The 16707-nt window shown below is 70.1% G+C and carries 17 protein-coding genes; 10 read left to right on the forward strand and 7 right to left on the reverse strand.

From position 1 onward, the window contains the following. Nucleotides 1-256: 256 nt before the first annotated feature. On the forward strand, nt 257-1453 hold the full coding sequence (metC, locus tag J3S89_RS10690) for a cystathionine beta-lyase (protein ID WP_217927523.1): 1197 nt from the start codon (nt 257-259) through the stop codon (nt 1451-1453). An 84-nt stretch (nt 1454-1537) separates the two neighbouring features. On the opposite strand, the gene J3S89_RS10695 is transcribed toward metC, so the two are convergent. Next, entirely contained in the window at nt 1538-2404 is an 867-nt protein-coding gene (locus J3S89_RS10695) for a phosphatase PAP2 family protein (protein WP_217927524.1), read from the reverse strand. Between the two features lie 79 nt (nt 2405-2483). After that, nucleotides 2484-2759, reverse strand: coding sequence for a hypothetical protein (locus J3S89_RS10700; protein ID WP_217927525.1), 276 nt, complete (start codon nt 2757-2759; stop codon nt 2484-2486). A 408-nt stretch (nt 2760-3167) separates the two neighbouring features. Here J3S89_RS10700 and J3S89_RS10705 point away from each other — a divergent pair, with 408 nt between their 5' ends. Beyond that, a complete protein-coding gene (locus J3S89_RS10705) occupies nt 3168-4919 on the forward strand; it encodes a 2-oxoacid:acceptor oxidoreductase subunit alpha (protein WP_217927526.1) in 1752 nt (583 codons plus the stop codon). Further along, a complete protein-coding gene (locus tag J3S89_RS10710) occupies nt 4916-5770 on the forward strand; it encodes a 2-oxoacid:ferredoxin oxidoreductase subunit beta (RefSeq protein WP_217927527.1) in 855 nt (284 codons plus the stop codon). The genes J3S89_RS10705 and J3S89_RS10710 overlap by 4 nt, the downstream gene beginning before the upstream one ends. 109 nt (nt 5771-5879) lie before the next feature. Here the strand turns inward: J3S89_RS10710 and J3S89_RS10715 are convergent, their stop codons facing one another. Next, nucleotides 5880-6404 carry a hypothetical protein gene (locus J3S89_RS10715; RefSeq protein WP_217927528.1) on the reverse strand — a complete coding sequence of 175 codons (525 nt, stop codon included), beginning with the start codon at nt 6402-6404 and terminating at the stop codon, nt 5880-5882. Between the two features lie 215 nt (nt 6405-6619). Here J3S89_RS10715 and J3S89_RS10720 point away from each other — a divergent pair, with 215 nt between their 5' ends. Continuing rightward, nucleotides 6620-7774 (forward strand): YbfB/YjiJ family MFS transporter, encoded by a 1155-nt coding sequence (locus J3S89_RS10720; protein ID WP_217927529.1) that lies wholly within the window; start codon nt 6620-6622, stop codon nt 7772-7774. A 45-nt stretch (nt 7775-7819) separates the two neighbouring features. Here the strand turns inward: J3S89_RS10720 and J3S89_RS10725 are convergent, their stop codons facing one another. Then, the gene (locus tag J3S89_RS10725) at nt 7820-8989 is read right to left on the reverse strand and encodes a pyridoxal phosphate-dependent aminotransferase (protein WP_217927530.1); all 1170 of its coding nucleotides are present in this window, start codon (nt 8987-8989) and stop codon (nt 7820-7822) included. A gap of 166 nt (nt 8990-9155) precedes the next feature. Between J3S89_RS10725 and J3S89_RS10730 the strand changes: the two genes are divergently transcribed. The 6 genes from J3S89_RS10730 (at nt 9156) to aat (ending at nt 14074) form a co-directional block, all read left to right on the forward strand. Beyond that, nucleotides 9156-9977 (forward strand): DUF3050 domain-containing protein, encoded by an 822-nt coding sequence (locus tag J3S89_RS10730; RefSeq protein WP_217927531.1) that lies wholly within the window; start codon nt 9156-9158, stop codon nt 9975-9977. A gap of 95 nt (nt 9978-10072) precedes the next feature. Then, a complete protein-coding gene (locus J3S89_RS10735) occupies nt 10073-10828 on the forward strand; it encodes a DsbA family protein (RefSeq protein WP_217927532.1) in 756 nt (251 codons plus the stop codon). Between the two features lie 178 nt (nt 10829-11006). Continuing rightward, on the forward strand, nt 11007-11468 hold the full coding sequence (aroQ, locus tag J3S89_RS10740) for a type II 3-dehydroquinate dehydratase (RefSeq protein ID WP_217927533.1): 462 nt from the start codon (nt 11007-11009) through the stop codon (nt 11466-11468). Between the two features lie 17 nt (nt 11469-11485). Continuing rightward, complete coding sequence (gene accB, locus J3S89_RS10745; RefSeq protein ID WP_217927534.1) at nt 11486-11968, forward strand: acetyl-CoA carboxylase biotin carboxyl carrier protein; 483 nt, start codon at nt 11486-11488, stop codon at nt 11966-11968. A gap of 20 nt (nt 11969-11988) precedes the next feature. Beyond that, entirely contained in the window at nt 11989-13338 is a 1350-nt protein-coding gene (accC, locus tag J3S89_RS10750; RefSeq protein WP_217927535.1) for an acetyl-CoA carboxylase biotin carboxylase subunit, read from the forward strand. A 61-nt stretch (nt 13339-13399) separates the two neighbouring features. Next, nucleotides 13400-14074 (forward strand): leucyl/phenylalanyl-tRNA--protein transferase, encoded by a 675-nt coding sequence (gene aat, locus J3S89_RS10755; RefSeq protein ID WP_217927536.1) that lies wholly within the window; start codon nt 13400-13402, stop codon nt 14072-14074. Between the two features lie 165 nt (nt 14075-14239). Here aat and J3S89_RS10760 read toward each other — a convergent pair whose 3' ends face one another. The 3 genes from J3S89_RS10760 to J3S89_RS10770 all read right to left on the reverse strand — a co-directional run bounded on the left by J3S89_RS10760 (nt 14240) and on the right by J3S89_RS10770 (nt 16187). Further along, entirely contained in the window at nt 14240-14848 is a 609-nt protein-coding gene (locus J3S89_RS10760) for a DUF2155 domain-containing protein (RefSeq protein WP_217927537.1), read from the reverse strand. Nucleotides 14849-14964: 116 nt separating this feature from the next. After that, on the reverse strand, nt 14965-15375 hold the full coding sequence (locus tag J3S89_RS10765) for an NADH:ubiquinone oxidoreductase subunit NDUFA12 (protein WP_217927538.1): 411 nt from the start codon (nt 15373-15375) through the stop codon (nt 14965-14967). A gap of 134 nt (nt 15376-15509) precedes the next feature. Then, on the reverse strand, nt 15510-16187 hold the full coding sequence (locus J3S89_RS10770) for a response regulator (RefSeq protein WP_217927539.1): 678 nt from the start codon (nt 16185-16187) through the stop codon (nt 15510-15512). Nucleotides 16188-16707: the final 520 nt, after the last annotated feature.

Genomic DNA, 16707 nt, shown 5'->3' on the forward strand with positions numbered 1-16707 from the left:
GGGTAACGTCCCGCAGAGCCTATCGAGAGAGCTTGCGCGATCGCCGAGACGCGAACCTGTTCGAACCATGTCGAACCCGCCCCTCCCCGTCTCGCGGTCGCCTCCGTCTTGAACTAGAGTGCAACACCGCGATCGATCACGAGAGCCATCACAGACCGAAGCCGACGGTGGGTCAAGCGGAACCTTCCGTGGAAATCCCTATCGCGACGCAAAAAATGGGCATTCGCCGCCCCGCTCGAGAAAATTGGACCGCCACATGACCGACTCAAGGAACGCCTCCCCCGCGACCTCGCCGATGACCCGCCTCGCCCACGGCGGTCGCGTCGAGGGCAGCCCCTTCGTCAATCCGCCGGTGGTCCACGCCTCGACCGTGCTCTTCGAGAGCGTCGCGCAGATGAAGGGCAAGTCGGCGACCCCGGCCCGTTACACCTACGGCCGCCGCGGCACGCCGACCTCCGAGACCCTCGAGGCGCTGATCACCGAACTGGAGGGCGCCGAGGGCACGGTTCTGACCCCGTCGGGGGCCTCCGCCTGCGTCGTCGCGCTGATGGCGGTTCTGAAGACCGGCGACCACGTGCTGATGATCGACGGCGTCTACGGCCCGACCCGCGCCGCCTGCGACGGCATCCTGAAGCGATTCGGCATCGAGACGACCTATTTCGATCCGCACGTCGGCGCAGGCGTCGTCGATCTCGTCCGCCCGAACACCCGCGCCGTCTTCCTCGAGAGCCCGGCCTCGCTCACCTTCGAGATGCCCGACGTCGCCGCGATCACCCGCGCCCTCGACGGGCTCGGCGCAGCGCGTCCGATCGTCCTCATCGACAACACCTGGGCGACGCCGCTCTTCTATCGGCCGCTCGACCACGGGGTCGACGTCTCGATCATGGCGGCGACCAAATACGTGGTCGGCCATTCCGACGCCCTGATCGGCACCATCGCCGCCGGCCCGCGCGCCTGGGCGAAGATCAAGAGCACCCACGGCGATCTCGGCATGTTCACCGGCCCCGACGACATGTATCTGGCGCTGCGCGGCGCCCGCACCATGGCGGTTCGCCTCGCGCATCATCAGGAGAGCGCGCTCACGATCGCCCGTTGGCTGGAGACCCGGCCGGAAGTGTCGCGCGTGCTCCACCCGGCACTGCCGTCGCATCCCGATCACGCGATCTGGAAGCGCGACTTCGAGGGCGCCTCGGGCCTGTTCTCGATCGTGCTGAAGCCCTGTTCGGAGGAGGCCGTCGCCGCCTTCCTCGACGGGCTCGCGCTGTTCGGCCTCGGCTATTCCTGGGGCGGCTACGAGAGTCTGGCGATCCCCGCCTTCCCCTCGGCGATCCGCACCGCCGTGCCCTGGGTCGCCGAAGGCCCGGTCGTGCGCCTGCAGATCGGCCTCGAGGCGACCGAGGACCTGATCGCCGATCTCGCCGCCGGCCTCGATCGGCTCGCCGCACGAGGCTGAGCCGAGAGAAACTACCTCGATCGGCTCGGCCGGCGAAGTTGAGCCGAGAAGCCACCTCGATCGGCTCGCCGATCGAGGAACCGCTCAGGCGGTGTGCCCGCGCCGCGCGGCGAGGAGATCGGCGAGGAGGTCGAACCATCCCGCCGGCCCCGCCGCCCGCCGCACGACGAGACGTCCGTCGGCGCCCTGGGCGAAGACGAGGCCGCGCGCCGCCAGCCGATGCGCCAGGAAGAAGGTGACGGCCGCGCCGAGCGCGAAACCCGCCGCGACGTCGGAGGGGAAATGAGCGCCGAGGCCGATCCGCGTCACCGCGATCGCCGCCCCGGCCGCCCACGCCACCCCGCGCCAACGCGGGAACAACAGCGCGAGCACGGCCGCGCTCGCCCCGGCCGTGGTGGCGTGTCCAGAAGGGAACGCCGCCCATTGCGCCGAGAAGGCGGCGCCGTGGAGCTGGAAGACGCCGTCGCCGACGAGATGTTCCGGCCGCGCCCGCCCGTAGAGGTTCTTGATCGACGAGGCGAAGAGACCGCTGCCGGCGACCGACGCGAAGACGAAGCCGAAGGCCGTCGCCACGCCATGGAGACGCACCCGCACGGCCCGCGTCAGCTCCGCCGGGTCGATCGCCGCGAGAAGAAGAAGAAGGACGCCCGAGCCGACCAGCAGTTCGACCCCCTCGCCGAACGAGGTGCCGAAGGTCAGGATCCGGTCGGCGATCGACCCGTCGGCCACCACCGGGCGGAACCGCATCAGGGGATCGAACAGCGGGATCGCCGCGAGCGCCACGACGAGCCCGCACGCCAGGACGAAGCTCGGCCGCTCCAGCGCCGGGCCGAGCCGGCGCTCGTGCACCGGCCGCCGCCGCGCCGTCAGCCGGGCGCCGTGGCCGAGCCGCCGGAGGGCGGCGCCGACCCGTCGCAGGCTCGTCTCGATCAGGGAGGTCGAAAGGGTCACGCCGGTCCTCGTCTGTTTCCCGCCGGGGCGGTGACTATCACGGTCGAGAAACGGCGGCAAAAGCGTGACGGTCCGACGCTCAATTGTAATGGGGCGACAGCAGCGACGCCGTGCTGACCGGGGGTAGACCGTTGGACGATTCGTCACCCGGCACCGGCGGCAGCAGCGGCATCCGCCGCGCCGGCGCCGCGCCCCCCGCCGACGGGACGCTCGGCTGCGGCGCCGGCGTCGCCGCGATCGGCGAGACGTAGTCGGACTGATAGACCGACCCGCTCGAGCAGGCCCCGAGCGCCAAGCCGACGGCTGCGAGGGCGATCACGAGCGAAGCGCGGCGAAGCGACGAAGATTGACTCACGATTGGGATCCTCCCCTGACGGTCATCCGGTCGCGGCCGTCGACGACGCGAAGCCGCCGACCCGATCCGACCACGATACCGAGATCGAAACGAACGAACCTGAAATTTGACTCGATCGGCTCGAGAAGTCGTTAAACACCACCCCGCGCCGACGGCGATCGGTCGGGGTGGTTGACCGAATCTGAATCCGCCCCCCCTCGACACCGAATCGTGAACCCTTCGCCACCCCGAGCCGGTCGGAAGGGTCGAAGTTGCATGCAAAATATGTAATATCATGGCCCGCACTTGCTCCATGTCAAAGATTCGACCCTCGGTCTCGTGCGAAAGACGCATCGCGTCGCCCCCGACGCACAGGATTTCAGCAGATTCGACGAACACGGCCGATGAAGGCCGGAGAGGAACGTCTCGATGTCGACGACGAGAAAGTCGGTTTCCATCGTCATCGCCGGCAGTGGCGGAACCGGCGCCATCACCGCCGGCAGCACCCTGCTCGCCGCCGCCGCGCGTGACGGCCACTACGGCCTGATGACGAAGCTCTCCGGCGCCCAGGTGCGCGGCGGCGAGGCGGCCGCGCTGATCGAGATCGGCCGCTCCGGCATCGACGGTCCGATCGAGGCCCAGCCCGACCGTTTCGACGCCCTGATCGCCCTCGATTGGGAGAACATTCAGCGCTTCGCCCCCGAGATCCCGCTCGACGGCGACAGCGTCGTTCTCTCCGACCCCAAGGCCGGCCCGGTTCCGGCGGTGATCGCCGCCACCGGCGCGCGCATCCTCGAGGTGGCCTTCGGCGCGCTCGCCGGCTCGGTCGAAGGTGGCCGCATCAACATGGTCGGCTTCGGCGTCGCCGCCCGCCTCGCCGGTCTCGACGAGACCGCGATCGAGGCGGCGATCCGTGCCCAGATCGGGGCCAAGGGCGAGAAGGCGGTGGCCGCGAGCCTCGCCGCCGCGAAGGTCGGCGCCGAGGCGCTCGCCGCTCTCGGCGTCTCGATGGCGCTCTCGCCCGGCGAGAAGAAGGCGCGCTGGATGTGTTCCGGCAACGACGCCGTCGGCCTCGGGGCCCTGCGCGGCGGCATCGAATTCGTCGCCGCCTATCCGATCACCCCGGCCACCGAGATCACCGAGTGGCTGGCGGTCGAGATGCAGGAACACGGCGGCCGCGTCGTGCTGGCCGAGGACGAGATCGCCGCCATCAACATGTGCTGCGGCGCGGCCTATGCCGGCGTGCCGACCATGACCATCACCTCCGGCCCCGGCCTCGCGCTCAAGGTCGAGACGCTCGGCCTCGCCATCGCCGCCGAACTGCCGATGGTGGTCGTCGACGTCATGCGCGTCGGCCCCTCGACCGGCATCCCGACCAAGTCCGACCAGGGCGATCTCGACATCGCCCTCCACGGCACCCCGGGCGATGCGCCGCGCGTGGTTCTGGCGCCGATCTCGATCGCCGACTGCGCCGCCACCACCGAACGCGCCGTCCATGTCGCCGAGGCGCTCCAGACGCCGGTGATGCTCCTCTCCGACCAGTCGCTCGGCCAGACCCAGACCATCATCGACATCCCCCGGACCCGCCCGGCGCCGCTGAAGCGTCTGGTCGAGCCGGCCGTGACCGGCCCCGACTTCCGCCGCTATGCTCTGACCGAGAGCGGCGTCTCGCCGATGCCGGCCCCCGGCAATCCCGGCACCCAGTGGGTCGCCGACGGTCTCTCCCACAAGGAGAGCGGCCATCCCTCCAACGCCGCCGTCGATCACATCGCACAGATGAAGAAGCGTCTGCGCAAGCTCGAGACCTTCGACTGGGGCGACACCTGGGGCGAGGTCCACGGCCCCGCCGACGCGACGCTGGCGCTGATCGCCTTCGGGTCCACCGTCGGCCCGGCCGCCGAGGCCGCCCGCCGCCTGACCGAGGCCGGCACGCCGACCCGCGTGGTCGCGCTGCGCCTGATCGCGCCCTTGCAGAAGAACCGGCTCGCCGAGGCGCTCGCCGGCACCGCTCGCGTGGTGGTGGTCGAGCAGAACGCCTCCGGCCAGCTCTTCCGCCATCTCCTCGGCGAACGCGCCCTCGGCCCCGGCGCCGAGAGCTTCGCCCGCCCCGGCCCGGCGCCCTTCCGCGCCGCCGAGATCGTCGCCCACCTCACCGCCGAGACCCGCGAGGCCGCCGAATGACCATCCACGAAGCTCCTCACGTCTGCCCGCAACAGGCCTTGACGCTCAAGGACTTCAAGTCCTCGGTCGAGCCGATCTGGTGTTCCGGCTGCGGCGACTTCGGCGTGCTCCAGGCGCTCCAGCGCGCGCTCGCCGAACTCGGCCGTCCGCCGCACGAGGTGGTGGTGGTCTCCGGCATCGGCTGCTCGTCGCGGCTGCCGGCCTATACCACCGCCTACGGCTTCCACGGCGTCCACGGCCGGGCGCTGCCGGTGGCGACGGGCTTGAAGCTCGCCCGTCCCGACCTCGAGGTGATCACCGTCGGCGGCGACGGCGACGGCTATTCGATCGGCGGCAACCACTTCCTGCACGCCTGCCGTCGCAACGTCGACATCACCTATATCGTCATGGACAACCGCGTCTACGGCATGACCAAGGGCCAGCCCTCGCCGACGACCGAAGCCGATTGGGACAGCGACGCCGCCCCCGGCGGCACCGGCGTGAAGCCCTTCTCGCCGCTCGCCATCGCGCTCGCCGCCGGCGCCAATTTCGTCGCGCGCGGCTTCGCCCTCGACGTCAAGCCGCTGGCCGCCGTCATCGCCGAGGCGGTGCGCCACCCCGGCTTCTCCTTCGTCGAGGTGCTCTCCCCCTGCATCACCTTCCGCCCGGAAGAGATGGAGTGGAAGAAGACGATCGAGCGCAACGCCGTCACCGCGACGACCGATCGCACCGAGGCGACCGCCAAGGTCCTCGGCGCCAACGAGATGACCACGGGCATCTTCTTCAAGGGAGATCGCGGCGCCTATGCGAGCGCGCCGACCGGCCATGGCGACGCGGAGAAGATCGCCGAGAAGTTCGTCGTCGGCGCGTGAGGCCGAAGACGGAAGCAGTGCGGACGTTTGCCGTCGGCGCCTTCGGCTGCCGACGGCCGGGGGAGAGGGGCTCGCGCACGACGCGGGCCCCTTTCGCGTTTCTCCGGCGTCAGTTGGAGAGGTCGCAATAGAGCGCCGCCCGCCCGTCGAGATCGAGCCCGGTCGAGGCCTCGATCTCCGCGTATTCGACCGCCATCGCCGCGTTGCTCCGCTTCACCCGTTCCGCGAAGGTCGCGGTCACGGCCTCGGCCGGCGCCGCGAATTCCACCGCCCAGGCGTGGATGCCGTTCTCCTTGCCGAGCGAGAACACGAACCGCTTCACCGCGACCCCGCGCCAGGTCCCGTCGAGCGGCACGCTCACCTCGACCCACTCGCCCTTGTCGACGGCCGCCGCCGGCCCGATCGCGGCGGCGAGATCGGCGGGGGCGGCGATCTTCGTCCCGCGCCGGATCGGCGGCGTGTGGCGCGCCACCAACGATTGTTCGAACGCCTGAAAGGCCGGCGACTGACGGCAGCCGTCGTCCATGCCCTCCAGAAATCCGTCGAACACCGCACCGGCCCGAACCGGCACCGGCGCCGCGACGAGAACGAGGCCGGCGAGAGCGGCGATGACGATGCGAGACGGCTGCGACATGGACTCCTCCCTCGTCGGGGCGACGATCACGCGGAACGCGAGAAGGATCATCGCGCGCCGCCGTGTCGCGTCCATGACCTCGCGCAACCCAGCCCTGCGACGCCTCGACGCCTTGTTCGCGCCGTCGCGCTTGGCGGAGCGGCGCGGCGCGTGCGAGGCTCGCGCCGCGCCCTCCCGCGCCCCATCCCCCGCACCCGAGAGCCGAGACGAGACCGATGTCCGCAGCCGATCGCGTCCTCAGCCCCCGGGCCTTCGCCGGCCTCGCCGCCCTTCTGGTCGGCCTCGGTTTCGGGCGCTTCGCCTATACCGCGCTGGTGCCCGGCCTGATCGAGGAGGGATGGATCGGCCCCCACGGCGCCGGCACGCTCGCCGCCGCCAATTTCGCCGGTTACCTCCTCGGCGCCATCGCCGCCGCCCGCATCGCCGCGCGATTCGGCGCCCCCCGGTCGCTCCGGATCGCGATGCTCGCCACGGCGCTGTCGCTGTTCGCGGCGATGGTGCCCTTCGGCGTCGTCTGGCTCTCGGCGGCGCGATTCGTCTCCGGCTTCGGCGGCGCCGTGCTGATCGTCGTCGCTCCCGCCGCCGCCTCGCTCCAGGCGCCGGCCTCCAAACGCGGCATCGTCGCCGGAATCGTCTTCACCGGCGTCGGGCTCGGCATCGCGCTCTCGGGCACCCTGGTGCCGCTGCTGGCGCGCTCCGGCATCGCCGTCACCTGGGGCGCGCTCGGCCTCGGCGCCCTGGTGCTGACGATCCTCGCCGCCCCGGTCTGGCCGGACCTGCCGCGCCCGAGCGCGACCACCACGGTGAGCCGCCCCTCGCTCGCCGTCGCCCTCTTCGCCTTCGGTTACGGCCTCGACGGCGCCGGCTCGATCCCCCACACCGTCTATTGGGTCGACTGGATCGCCCGCGACCTCGGGCGCGGCCTGCCCGCCGGCGGTCTGCAATGGACGCTGTTCGGCCTCGGCGCCGCCCTCGGGCCGCTCGTCGCCGGCCGCATCGCCGATCGCGTCGGCTTTCGCGCCGCGCTGGTCGGGGCCTTGTTGCTGAAGGCCTGCGTGATCGCCCTGCCGCTCGCCTCGACCGGGTTCCTCGCCCTGGCGGTCTCCTCGATCGTCGTCGGCGGCATCACCCCGACCTCGGGCATGCTCGCCTCCGGCTGTGCCCGCGAGATCGACGGCGCCGAGCATCACGCCCGTAACTGGGCGCTCGCCACGACGGGTTACGCGGCGGCCCAGGCGCTCGGCGCCCTCGCCTTCGGTCAGGTCTTCGCCGCCACCGGATCCTATCCGCTGCTCTTCGCCTGCGGCGCCTCGCTCCTCGTCCTCGGCGCCGTGATCGCCTGGATCGGCACGAAGCCCGCGCGCGCCTGACGCGCGCAATTCACGACGTCTCGCGCGCCTGACGCGGGCGCCGGCTCAGCCGATCTTCGGCAGCCACCGGCCCAGCCGATCCGTCGCCTCGACCATGTCCGCCATCGTCCCGGCGAAGGAGAAGCGCACATAGCCGTGGCCGCGCGCGGCGTCGAAATCCGGCCCCGGCGTCGCCGCCACCCCGGCCTCGGCCAGCATCCGCTTCACGAAGTCGATGCTGTCGTTGGAGAAGCGCGCCACCGACGCATAGGCGTAGAAGGCGCCGTCGACCGGCAGCAGATCGTCGAAGCCGAGACGCGGCAGATGCTCGAGCAGGAAGGCGCGGTTGGCGGTATAGCCCGCCTTGACCACGTCGAGCTCGACGGTGGAGGCGGGATCGAAGGCGGCGAGCGCGGCGCGCTGCGAGATCTCGTTGTTGGAGAGCGTCAGGTTCTGCGCCAGCCGATCGATCGGCTTCGCCAGCACCTCCGGCATCACCATCCAGCCGATCCGCCAGCCGGTCATGCAATAGTATTTGGAGAAGGAATTGACGACGATCGCCCGGTCCGACGAGGCGAGCGCCGTCGCCTGCCGGCCGTTGTGGACGAGGCCGTGATAGATCTCGTCGGAGATGAACCAGAGCCCCATGGCGTCGGCCGCCTTGACCAGCGCGTCGAGCACCTCGGGGCTGTACATCGTGCCGGTGGGATTGGCCGGCGAGGCGATCAGGACGCCGTCGAGCGGCTTTTCCGCATGCGCCCGCTCGAGCATCTCCGGCGTCAGCGCCCAACGCGTCTCCGGCCCGCATTCGATCTCCACCGCCTCGAGCCCGAGGGCGGCGAGGAGATTGCGATAGGCCGGATAGCCCGGCGTCGGCATGGCGACCCGCGCCCCCGGCTCGAAGGCGGCGAGGAAGGCGAGGTTGAAGGCGCCCGAAGACCCCGCCGTCACCGCGATCCGGTCCGGCGCCACGGCGATGCCGTAGGTCGCGGCGTAATGGCCGGCGATCGCCTCGCGCAATTCGCGGATGCCGAGCGCCTCGGTGTAGCCGAGCCGGCCGTCGAGGGCGCGCTTGGCGGCGGCGATCACCCGCGAGGGCGCGTTGGCGCCGGGCTGGCCGACCTCCATGTGGATCACCCGATGTCCCGCCCGCTCGCGCTCCACCGCCGCCGCCAGAACCTCCATGGCGATGAACGGGGCGACAGAGGAACGATGCGACGGCTGGAAACGGGACATGACGGGCTCCGAGAAGTGGGACGGGTCAGCAATAGCGCAGTCGGATCGCGGCGACGACCCCCCTCGCCGCCGCCGGTTGCGCCCGATCCGCGGTGGCCCTAGATATATGAGAAATGACGAATATGAAGAACCGCCGGCAACGGGCGGTCGCGGAGAGGAAACGAGAATGATCCACGAGACCCCGACGTCGCGCATCACCTCGGAGCGCATCACCTCGGAGCGCGCCGGCTTGGAGCGCGCCCATGCCGCGCTCGGCGAGCACCCGGTCTTCGCATCCGTCGTCACCCTCGACGACCTGCGCCGTTTCATGGCCTGGCACGTCTTCGCGGTGTGGGACTTCATGACGCTGCTGAAGCGCCTGCAACGCGACCTCACCACCGTCACCCTGCCGTGGACGCCGCCGCCGAACCCGGAGGCCGCCCGCCTCGTCAACGAGATCGTCCTCGGCGAGGAGACCGATCTCGCCCCCGGCGGCCGTCACCTCAGCCATTACGAGCTCTATCTCGAGGCGATGCGCGAGGTCGGCGCCGACACCCGCCCGATAGAAGGCTTCGTCGCCGCGCTCGCCGGTGGCGTCGCCCCCGAGGCGGCGCTGGAAGCGGCCGCGATCGACGCGGCTCCCGCCCGTTTCGTGCGCTCGACCCTCGCCACCGCCCTCCACGGCACCCTGCCGGAGGTGCTCGGCAGCTTCTTCTGGGGCCGCGAGAGCGTCATCCCCTCGATGTTCCGCGCGCTGCTCGCCCGTTGGCGCATCGACCAGGCGACGGTGCCCACCCTCACCTTCTATCTCGAACGCCACATCGAACTCGACGGCGACGAACACGGCCCCGCCGCCCTCGCCATGATCGAGGTGATCGTCGGCGCCGATCCGGCCGCGAACGCCGCGATGATCGCCGCCGCCGGCTCCGCCGTGGCCGAACGCCACGCGCTCTGGACGGCGCTCGCCGCCGACATGACCGCGCGCCGGCCGGTGCTCGAGACGATGTGAGCCGCGCGCGCCGCGACGAGCCTTCGTGTCGCCGCGGTTTCGTCCTATAAGGCGAGACGATCCTGACCCGAATCCAGCCGACGATCGGAGCCTTCATGCGTCTCGCCCCCCTCCTCGCCACCGGGGCCGCCCTCGCCCTCCTCGCCGCGCCGGTCACCGCCTCCGCCGCCGAGGCACCCGATCGCGCCGCGGTGGAGAAGATCGTCCGCGAATACATCATCGCCAATCCCGAGATCATCGCCGAGGCGCTCCAGGCGCTCGAGAAAAAGCAGGCCGAGGCCCAGGCCGCCGATCAGAAGGCGCTGATCAAGCGCTCGAGCAACGTGCTCTTCGACAGCACGCGCCAAGTGGTGCTCGGCAATCCCAAGGGCGACGTCACGGTGGTCGAGTTCTTCGACTACAACTGCGGCTACTGTAAGCGCGCCCTCGGCGACATGCTGACGCTCCTCGACCGCGACAAGAACCTGCGCATCGTCCTCAAGGAGTTCCCGGTTCTCGGCCAGGGCTCGACCGACGCCGCCAAGGTCGCGGTCGCGGTCAACCGGATCGCGCCGGAGAAGTATCTCGACTTCCACAAGCGTCTCCTGTCGATGCGCGGTCAGGCCGACAAGGCCAAGGCGATCGAGGCCGCCACCGCCGCCGGCATCGGCGCCGCCCAGCTCGACAAGGCGATGGCCGACACGGAGGTCGACGCGACGATCGAGGAGGTCTACGGCCTCGCCGGCGCGCTCGGCCTCTCCGGCACCCCGTCCTACGTGATCGGCGAGGAGGTCGTCCCCGGCGCCATCGGCCTCTCCAAGCTCCAGGCCCGCATCGCCGACGCCCGCTGCACCACCACCCGCAAGTGCTGATCCGGCCCGGCTCCGGCCGGGTCCGAGCCGTGCCCGGACCAGGGCCTTGTTCGCGACCGCGCCCGCGCCTATAAAGCGCGACGCGCGGCCGCCGCCCTGCCCGAAGGCGGGGATTCGGCGACCGATCGCATCGCTTCGGTCGACCGGGACATCCCCCGGCGCCGACCCGGATCACGAGATGCCCGACACCGTCTTCGTATTGAACGGTCCCAACCTCAACCTTCTGGGTCTGCGCGAGCCGGCGATCTACGGATCGACGACCCTCGCCGACGTCGAGGCCATGGTCGGCGCCGCCGCCACGCGTCTCGGCCTCGCCGTCGACTTCCGGCAGACCAATCACGAGGGCGTTCTGGTCGACTGGATCCACGAGGCCCGCACCGCCGCGGCCGGCATCGTGATCAATCCGGGCGCCTACACCCACACCTCGATCGCTCTGCACGACGCGATCAAGGCCGTCGGCCTGCCGCTGATCGAGGTCCACATTTCCAACATCTTCGCTCGCGAGAGCTTCCGGCATCATTCTTACGTGTCGCCCGTGGCGGCCGGCGTTCTGTGCGGCTTCGGCCCGCACGGCTACGTGCTGGGACTGGAAGCCCTCGCCCGGATCGTCGCGACCCGAAACGCGACGCCCACCTCCTGAACCCGAGACGAGAACCGATGGCCACGCCCAAGAAGCCCTTCGACACCGACTTCATCCGCGACCTCGCGCATCTGATCGCCGAGACCGACCTCTCCGAGATCGAAGTCGCCCAGGGCGATCTGAAGATCCGCGTCGTCCGCTCGGTGCAGGTGATCGCGCCGGTGACCGTCGCCGGCCCGGCCCACGCCGCGCCCGCTCCGGTCGCCGCCGCTCCCGCCGCCGCCCCGGCCGCCCCCACCTCCGGCGAGACCGACTGGTCGAAGCACCCCGGCGTCGTGAAGTCGCCGATGGTCGGCACCGCCTATCGCGCCCCCTCGCCCGGCTCCGCCGCCTACATCGAGGTCGGCTCGCAGGTCCGCGAGGGTCAGACCCTGCTGATCGTCGAGGCGATGAAGACGATGAACCAGATCCCCGCGCCCAAGGCCGGCACCGTCACCGCCATCCTGTTCGACGATGCGAGCCCGGTGGAATACGGCGAGCCGCTCGTCGTCGTCGAATGACGGGAGCAACGGACACGCCCATGTTCAACAAGATCCTGATCGCCAATCGCGGCGAGATCGCCCTCCGGGTGCTGCGCGCCTGCAAGGAACTCGGCATCCGCACGGTGGCGGTCCACTCCACCGCCGACGCCGACGCCATGCACGTCCGCCTCGCCGACGAGAGCGTCTGCATCGGCCCGCCCAAGGCGTCCGAGAGCTATCTCAACATCCCGCAGATCGTCGCCGCCTGCGAGATCACCGGCGCCGAGGCCGTCCATCCCGGCTACGGCTTCCTGTCGGAGAACGCCCGCTTCGCCGAGATCGTCGAGGCCCACGGCGTCAAGTTCATCGGCCCCTCGGCCGAGCACATCCGCATCATGGGCGACAAGATCGAGGCCAAGCGCACCGCGCAGCGCCTCGGCATCCCGGTGGTGCCCGGCTCCGACGGCGCCGTCGAGACCGAGGCCGACGCGGTCCGCATGGCCGAGGAGATCGGCTACCCCGTACTGATCAAGGCCTCCGCCGGCGGCGGCGGTCGCGGCATGAAGGTCGCCAAGACCCCCGACGACCTGCTCGAGGCCTACAACAACGCCCGCGCCGAATCCAAGGCCGCCTTCGGCGACGACGCGGTCTACATGGAGAAGCTGCTGATCACCCCGCGCCACATCGAGGTGCAGGTGTTCGGCGACGGCAAGGGCGGCGCCATCCACCTCGGCGAACGCGACTGCTCGCTCCAGCGCCGTCACCAGAAGGTCTGGGAGGAGGCCAATTCCCCGGCCCTCAACAGCGAACAGCGCGAGAAGATCGGCGCGATCTGCGCCAAGGCGGTCGCCGACCTCGGCTACGCCGGTGCCGGCACGATCGAGTTCCTCTACGAGAACGGCGAGTTCTACTTCATCGAGATGAACACCCGCCTCCAGGTCGAACACCCGATCACCGAGGCGATCACCCGTATCGATCTGGTCAACGAGCAGATCCGCGTCGCCGCCGGCGTCGGCCTGTCGGTCACCCAGGCCGACATCGAGTTCAAGGGCCACGCCATCGAGTGCCGCATCAACGCCGAGAACGCGGCCACCTTCGCGCCCTCGCCCGGCCTGATCACCTATTATCACCCGCCGGGCGGCCTCGGCGTCCGCGTCGATTCCGGCGTCTATCAGGGCTACCGGATCCCGCCCTATTACGACAGCCTGATCGGCAAGCTGATCGTCCACGGTCGCGACCGGGTCGAGTGTCTGATGCGTCTCAGGCGCTGCCTCGACGAATTCGTCGTCGACGGCATCGAGACGACGATCCCCTTGTTCCGCAAGCTGATCGACAACCAGGACATCGCCAACGGGATGTACGACATCCATTGGCTCGAGCACTTCCTGGAGACGAAGCCCTTCGACTGATCGAACGGCCCGATCCCCCCGATCCCGACCCTCGGCCGCGCCACGGCCGGGGGTCTTTCCCATGGACCCCCGCGTGCCCCGCTCCCGCCGAACCCTCGATCCGGATCTCCTGCTGCGCGCCTATGCCAACGGCATCTTTCCGATGGCCGAGAGCGCCGAGGACCCCGATCTGTTCTGGGTCGAGCCCGACCGGCGCGGCGTCCTGCCGCTCGACGGCTTCCACGTGGCGCGCCGCCTCGCCCGCACCGTCCGCTCCGATCGCTTCGAGGTCACCGTCGACACCGATTTCGAGGCGGTGATCGCCGGCTGCGCCGCGCCCGCGCCCGGCCGCACCGGCACCTGGATCAACGCCGAGATCCGCCGCGTCTACGGCGAACTCTTCCGCCTCGGCCGCGTCCACACCGTCGAGGTGCGCCGCGACGGCGCCCTGGTCGGCGGGCTCTACGGGGTGCGAATCGCCGGCGCCTTCTTCGGCGAGAGCATGTTCAGCCGCGAGACCGACAGCTCCAAGGTGGCGCTGGTCCATCTCGTCGCGCGCCTGCGCTTCGGCGGCTTCCGCCTGCTCGACGCTCAGTTCCTGACCGATCATCTCGCCCGATTCGGCGCAGAGGAGATCCCCCGCCTCGCCTATCGCCGCCGCCTCGCCGCCGCCCTGACGGCGCCGGCCGAGTTTCACCGCCTCGGCGCCCCGGGCGTGCCGGTCGACGGCGCGACGACGCTCGCCGCGCTCTCCTGATACCAAAGGCCGAAGGTGCCGACGCACCCGGCCTTTGAAGAAACGCGGATTTCTCATCTGCGTCGGAGGCGTGAGAAATTCGCGTCGGGAATACCATCGGTCATTTTCAATGCCCGATGGTATGAGCCGGCTTCCATCGATCGAAAAGACGGGAAGGTCGTCCGTTCAGCGCAGCGGCGGCACGTCCGGCACCGGCGGCGGAGCGACCGGCGCGGTCGCCTTGGGCTTCGGCGCCGCCGGGGGCTTGGCCGGCGCGGCGGGCTTCGCCTCGGCCGGCGGTGTGGCCGGCGCCTCGCCGGCACCCGCCTTCGACCCCTGGAGATCGGGCGAATGACCGCGGCAATCGGTCAGCCAGACGTCGTAGACGGCGTGATCGACCGCATGCAGACCGGGGCTGTCGGCGAACATCCAGCCGGAGAAGATCCGGCGGATCTTGTTGTCGAGGGTGATCTCGTCGACCTCGACGAAGGAGGTGGTGAGCGGCGCCACCGTCTGCGGCCGCGAATAGCAGACGCGCGGCGTCACCTGGAGCGCGCCGAACTGCACCGTTTCGTCGATCGCCACGTCGAAGGAGATGATTCGCCCCGTGATCTTGTCGAGGCCGGAGAAGACCGCGAAGGGTTGGGCGATCTTGTTCTCGTCGTCGGCCATCGCCGGCGGCCGCAGCGCCTCCTTGGGCGCGGCGAGCGCGGCGGAGGCGGAGGCCAGAACTCCGGCGGTCGCCAGGACACGGGCGAGGAGAGCGGCACGGCGAAGAGACGAGGGGCGCGTCATGTCGGGGCTTTCGCGTCCGGAAGAAAAGACGAAGGCGCCCCGATTGTGGGCGGGGCGCCGATCGAAATGAACCAGGGTCGTGGCGAAGTCGAGGCGAAGACCGCGACCCGCGCCGATCATTCCGGCTTCCAGGCCACGTAGTCGCCGCCGCTCGCAGCGCGCTTGGCGGCCCCGAGGAGCGAGCCCTGGGGACGATGGGCGGCGGCGGTGCCGGTCATGTTGGCGATATGCGGCTTCTGCCAGGGCCAGGCCTTGTAGCCCTTCTCCTCCGACGGCGGCACGTCGGTGCGCTGGTGCATCCAACCGTGCCAGCCGGGCGGGATCTTGGAGGCTTCCGCCTCGCCGTTGTAGATCACCCAGCGGCGCTGGAAACCGAGGCCCGGATCGATCTTGCCGCCACGGGTGCGGTAGTACTTGTTGCCGAACTCGTCCTCGCCGACGAACTCGCCGTTATTGCGCGTGTACCACCAGGTGCCGACGGTCATGCCCTGCCACCAGGTGAGGATCAACAACAAGAACTTCTTCATCGGGCGTGTCTCCGCCGGCCGCGCGGCCCGAGCTCGGGACGGTGTTCGCCCGAAATCCGGCGAGGCCGAATGTCTCGACGAGGCACGACGACCGCCCGCGCGAGCGCGCCCGCGATCATCCTCGTTCGCGCCCGTTATGCCGTGCGCTCGAGCCGCTGTCCAGTCGCCCCTTCGAAGGGTTCCACCCGCGGCGGCGCGCCGAAGCCGAGCAGACGCGAGCGCCCCTTGTCGTCCTCTTCGGCGGTCTCCGGGCGCGGCGGCGGCCGGCGCGGCGGCTGGCGGGTCGGGAAGGCCTTGACCCCGGTCATCAGATCCTGCCAGCGCTGGCGCTGACCGGCGAGCAGCTTCTCCCGATCCTCGAGCACGAAGTGCCCGCTCGCCTCGTCGAAGACGAAGGTGCGGGGATCATTCGCCACCGCCTCCAGACGGCGGACCACCGCCGCCGGCGACAAGGGCTTGGCGACGACGTGATGGACCCCGAGCGCGATCGCCCGCTCCACCAGGGTGCGGGTCGGCTCGGACGTCACCAGGATCACCGGCACCGAGGTGAGCGGACCCGAGCGCGGGTCGCGCATGGAGCGCACGAGCGTCAATCCGTCGGCGTCCGGCATCTCCCAATCGGTGATGACGATGTGCGGCGGCTCCACCAACATGGCGTGATGCGCCTCCTGGGCATTGTCGAAGCCGCGCACGCGCGCGACCCGTGCCCCGGAGAGGATGGAACGCATGATCGCCTGATCCTGACGCGAGTCGTCGACGAAGACGACGTCGAGATCCCGCAGGTCGCGTCCCCCGGCTCGATTCTGTCTCATGATGGCATGCCCCCTCGACGCCCCCGGCATCGCTTCGACGGCACCTTGGCACCACCGCTCGAGCACGGGGTTTCGCTCGGAGCGGCAATTTTCGCTCAATTCGAATCGAATTCTCCCATCCCCGTCGTCACTTGCGGGAGCGACCGGGTTCGTCCCCGTTTTCCACACGGGCGGACACCATATTTAGCCGACTGTCGACGATCCGCCCCAATCGCTTGACGCTGTCGGAGGACTCGGACTAGTTTTCGGTCGTGCGGTCCCGAGCGGGTTCCAGTCTCCGACCGCATGGAAATTCTCGAGTCATCGGTCGTGGACCCTGATCGCTCTCGTCGTGCCCACAAGGCGCAGCGAGGGATCGGGGACGTGCGTTCGGTCGTCGTCGGCCTGTCCGTGACGAGCCTGTGAATGAACCGGCGTTAACACTATATTTTGTGTTTACCGACACCATCACCACAAGATATTCCTCTGGGCATCGGGGAATCATCGAAATCGGGCGACGCCGTCGCCCATCGAAAAGACG

Origin of the sequence: Pinisolibacter aquiterrae (assembly GCF_019160155.1) — a bacterium.
GTDB classification, from domain to species: Bacteria; Pseudomonadota; Alphaproteobacteria; order Rhizobiales; family Ancalomicrobiaceae; genus Pinisolibacter; species Pinisolibacter aquiterrae.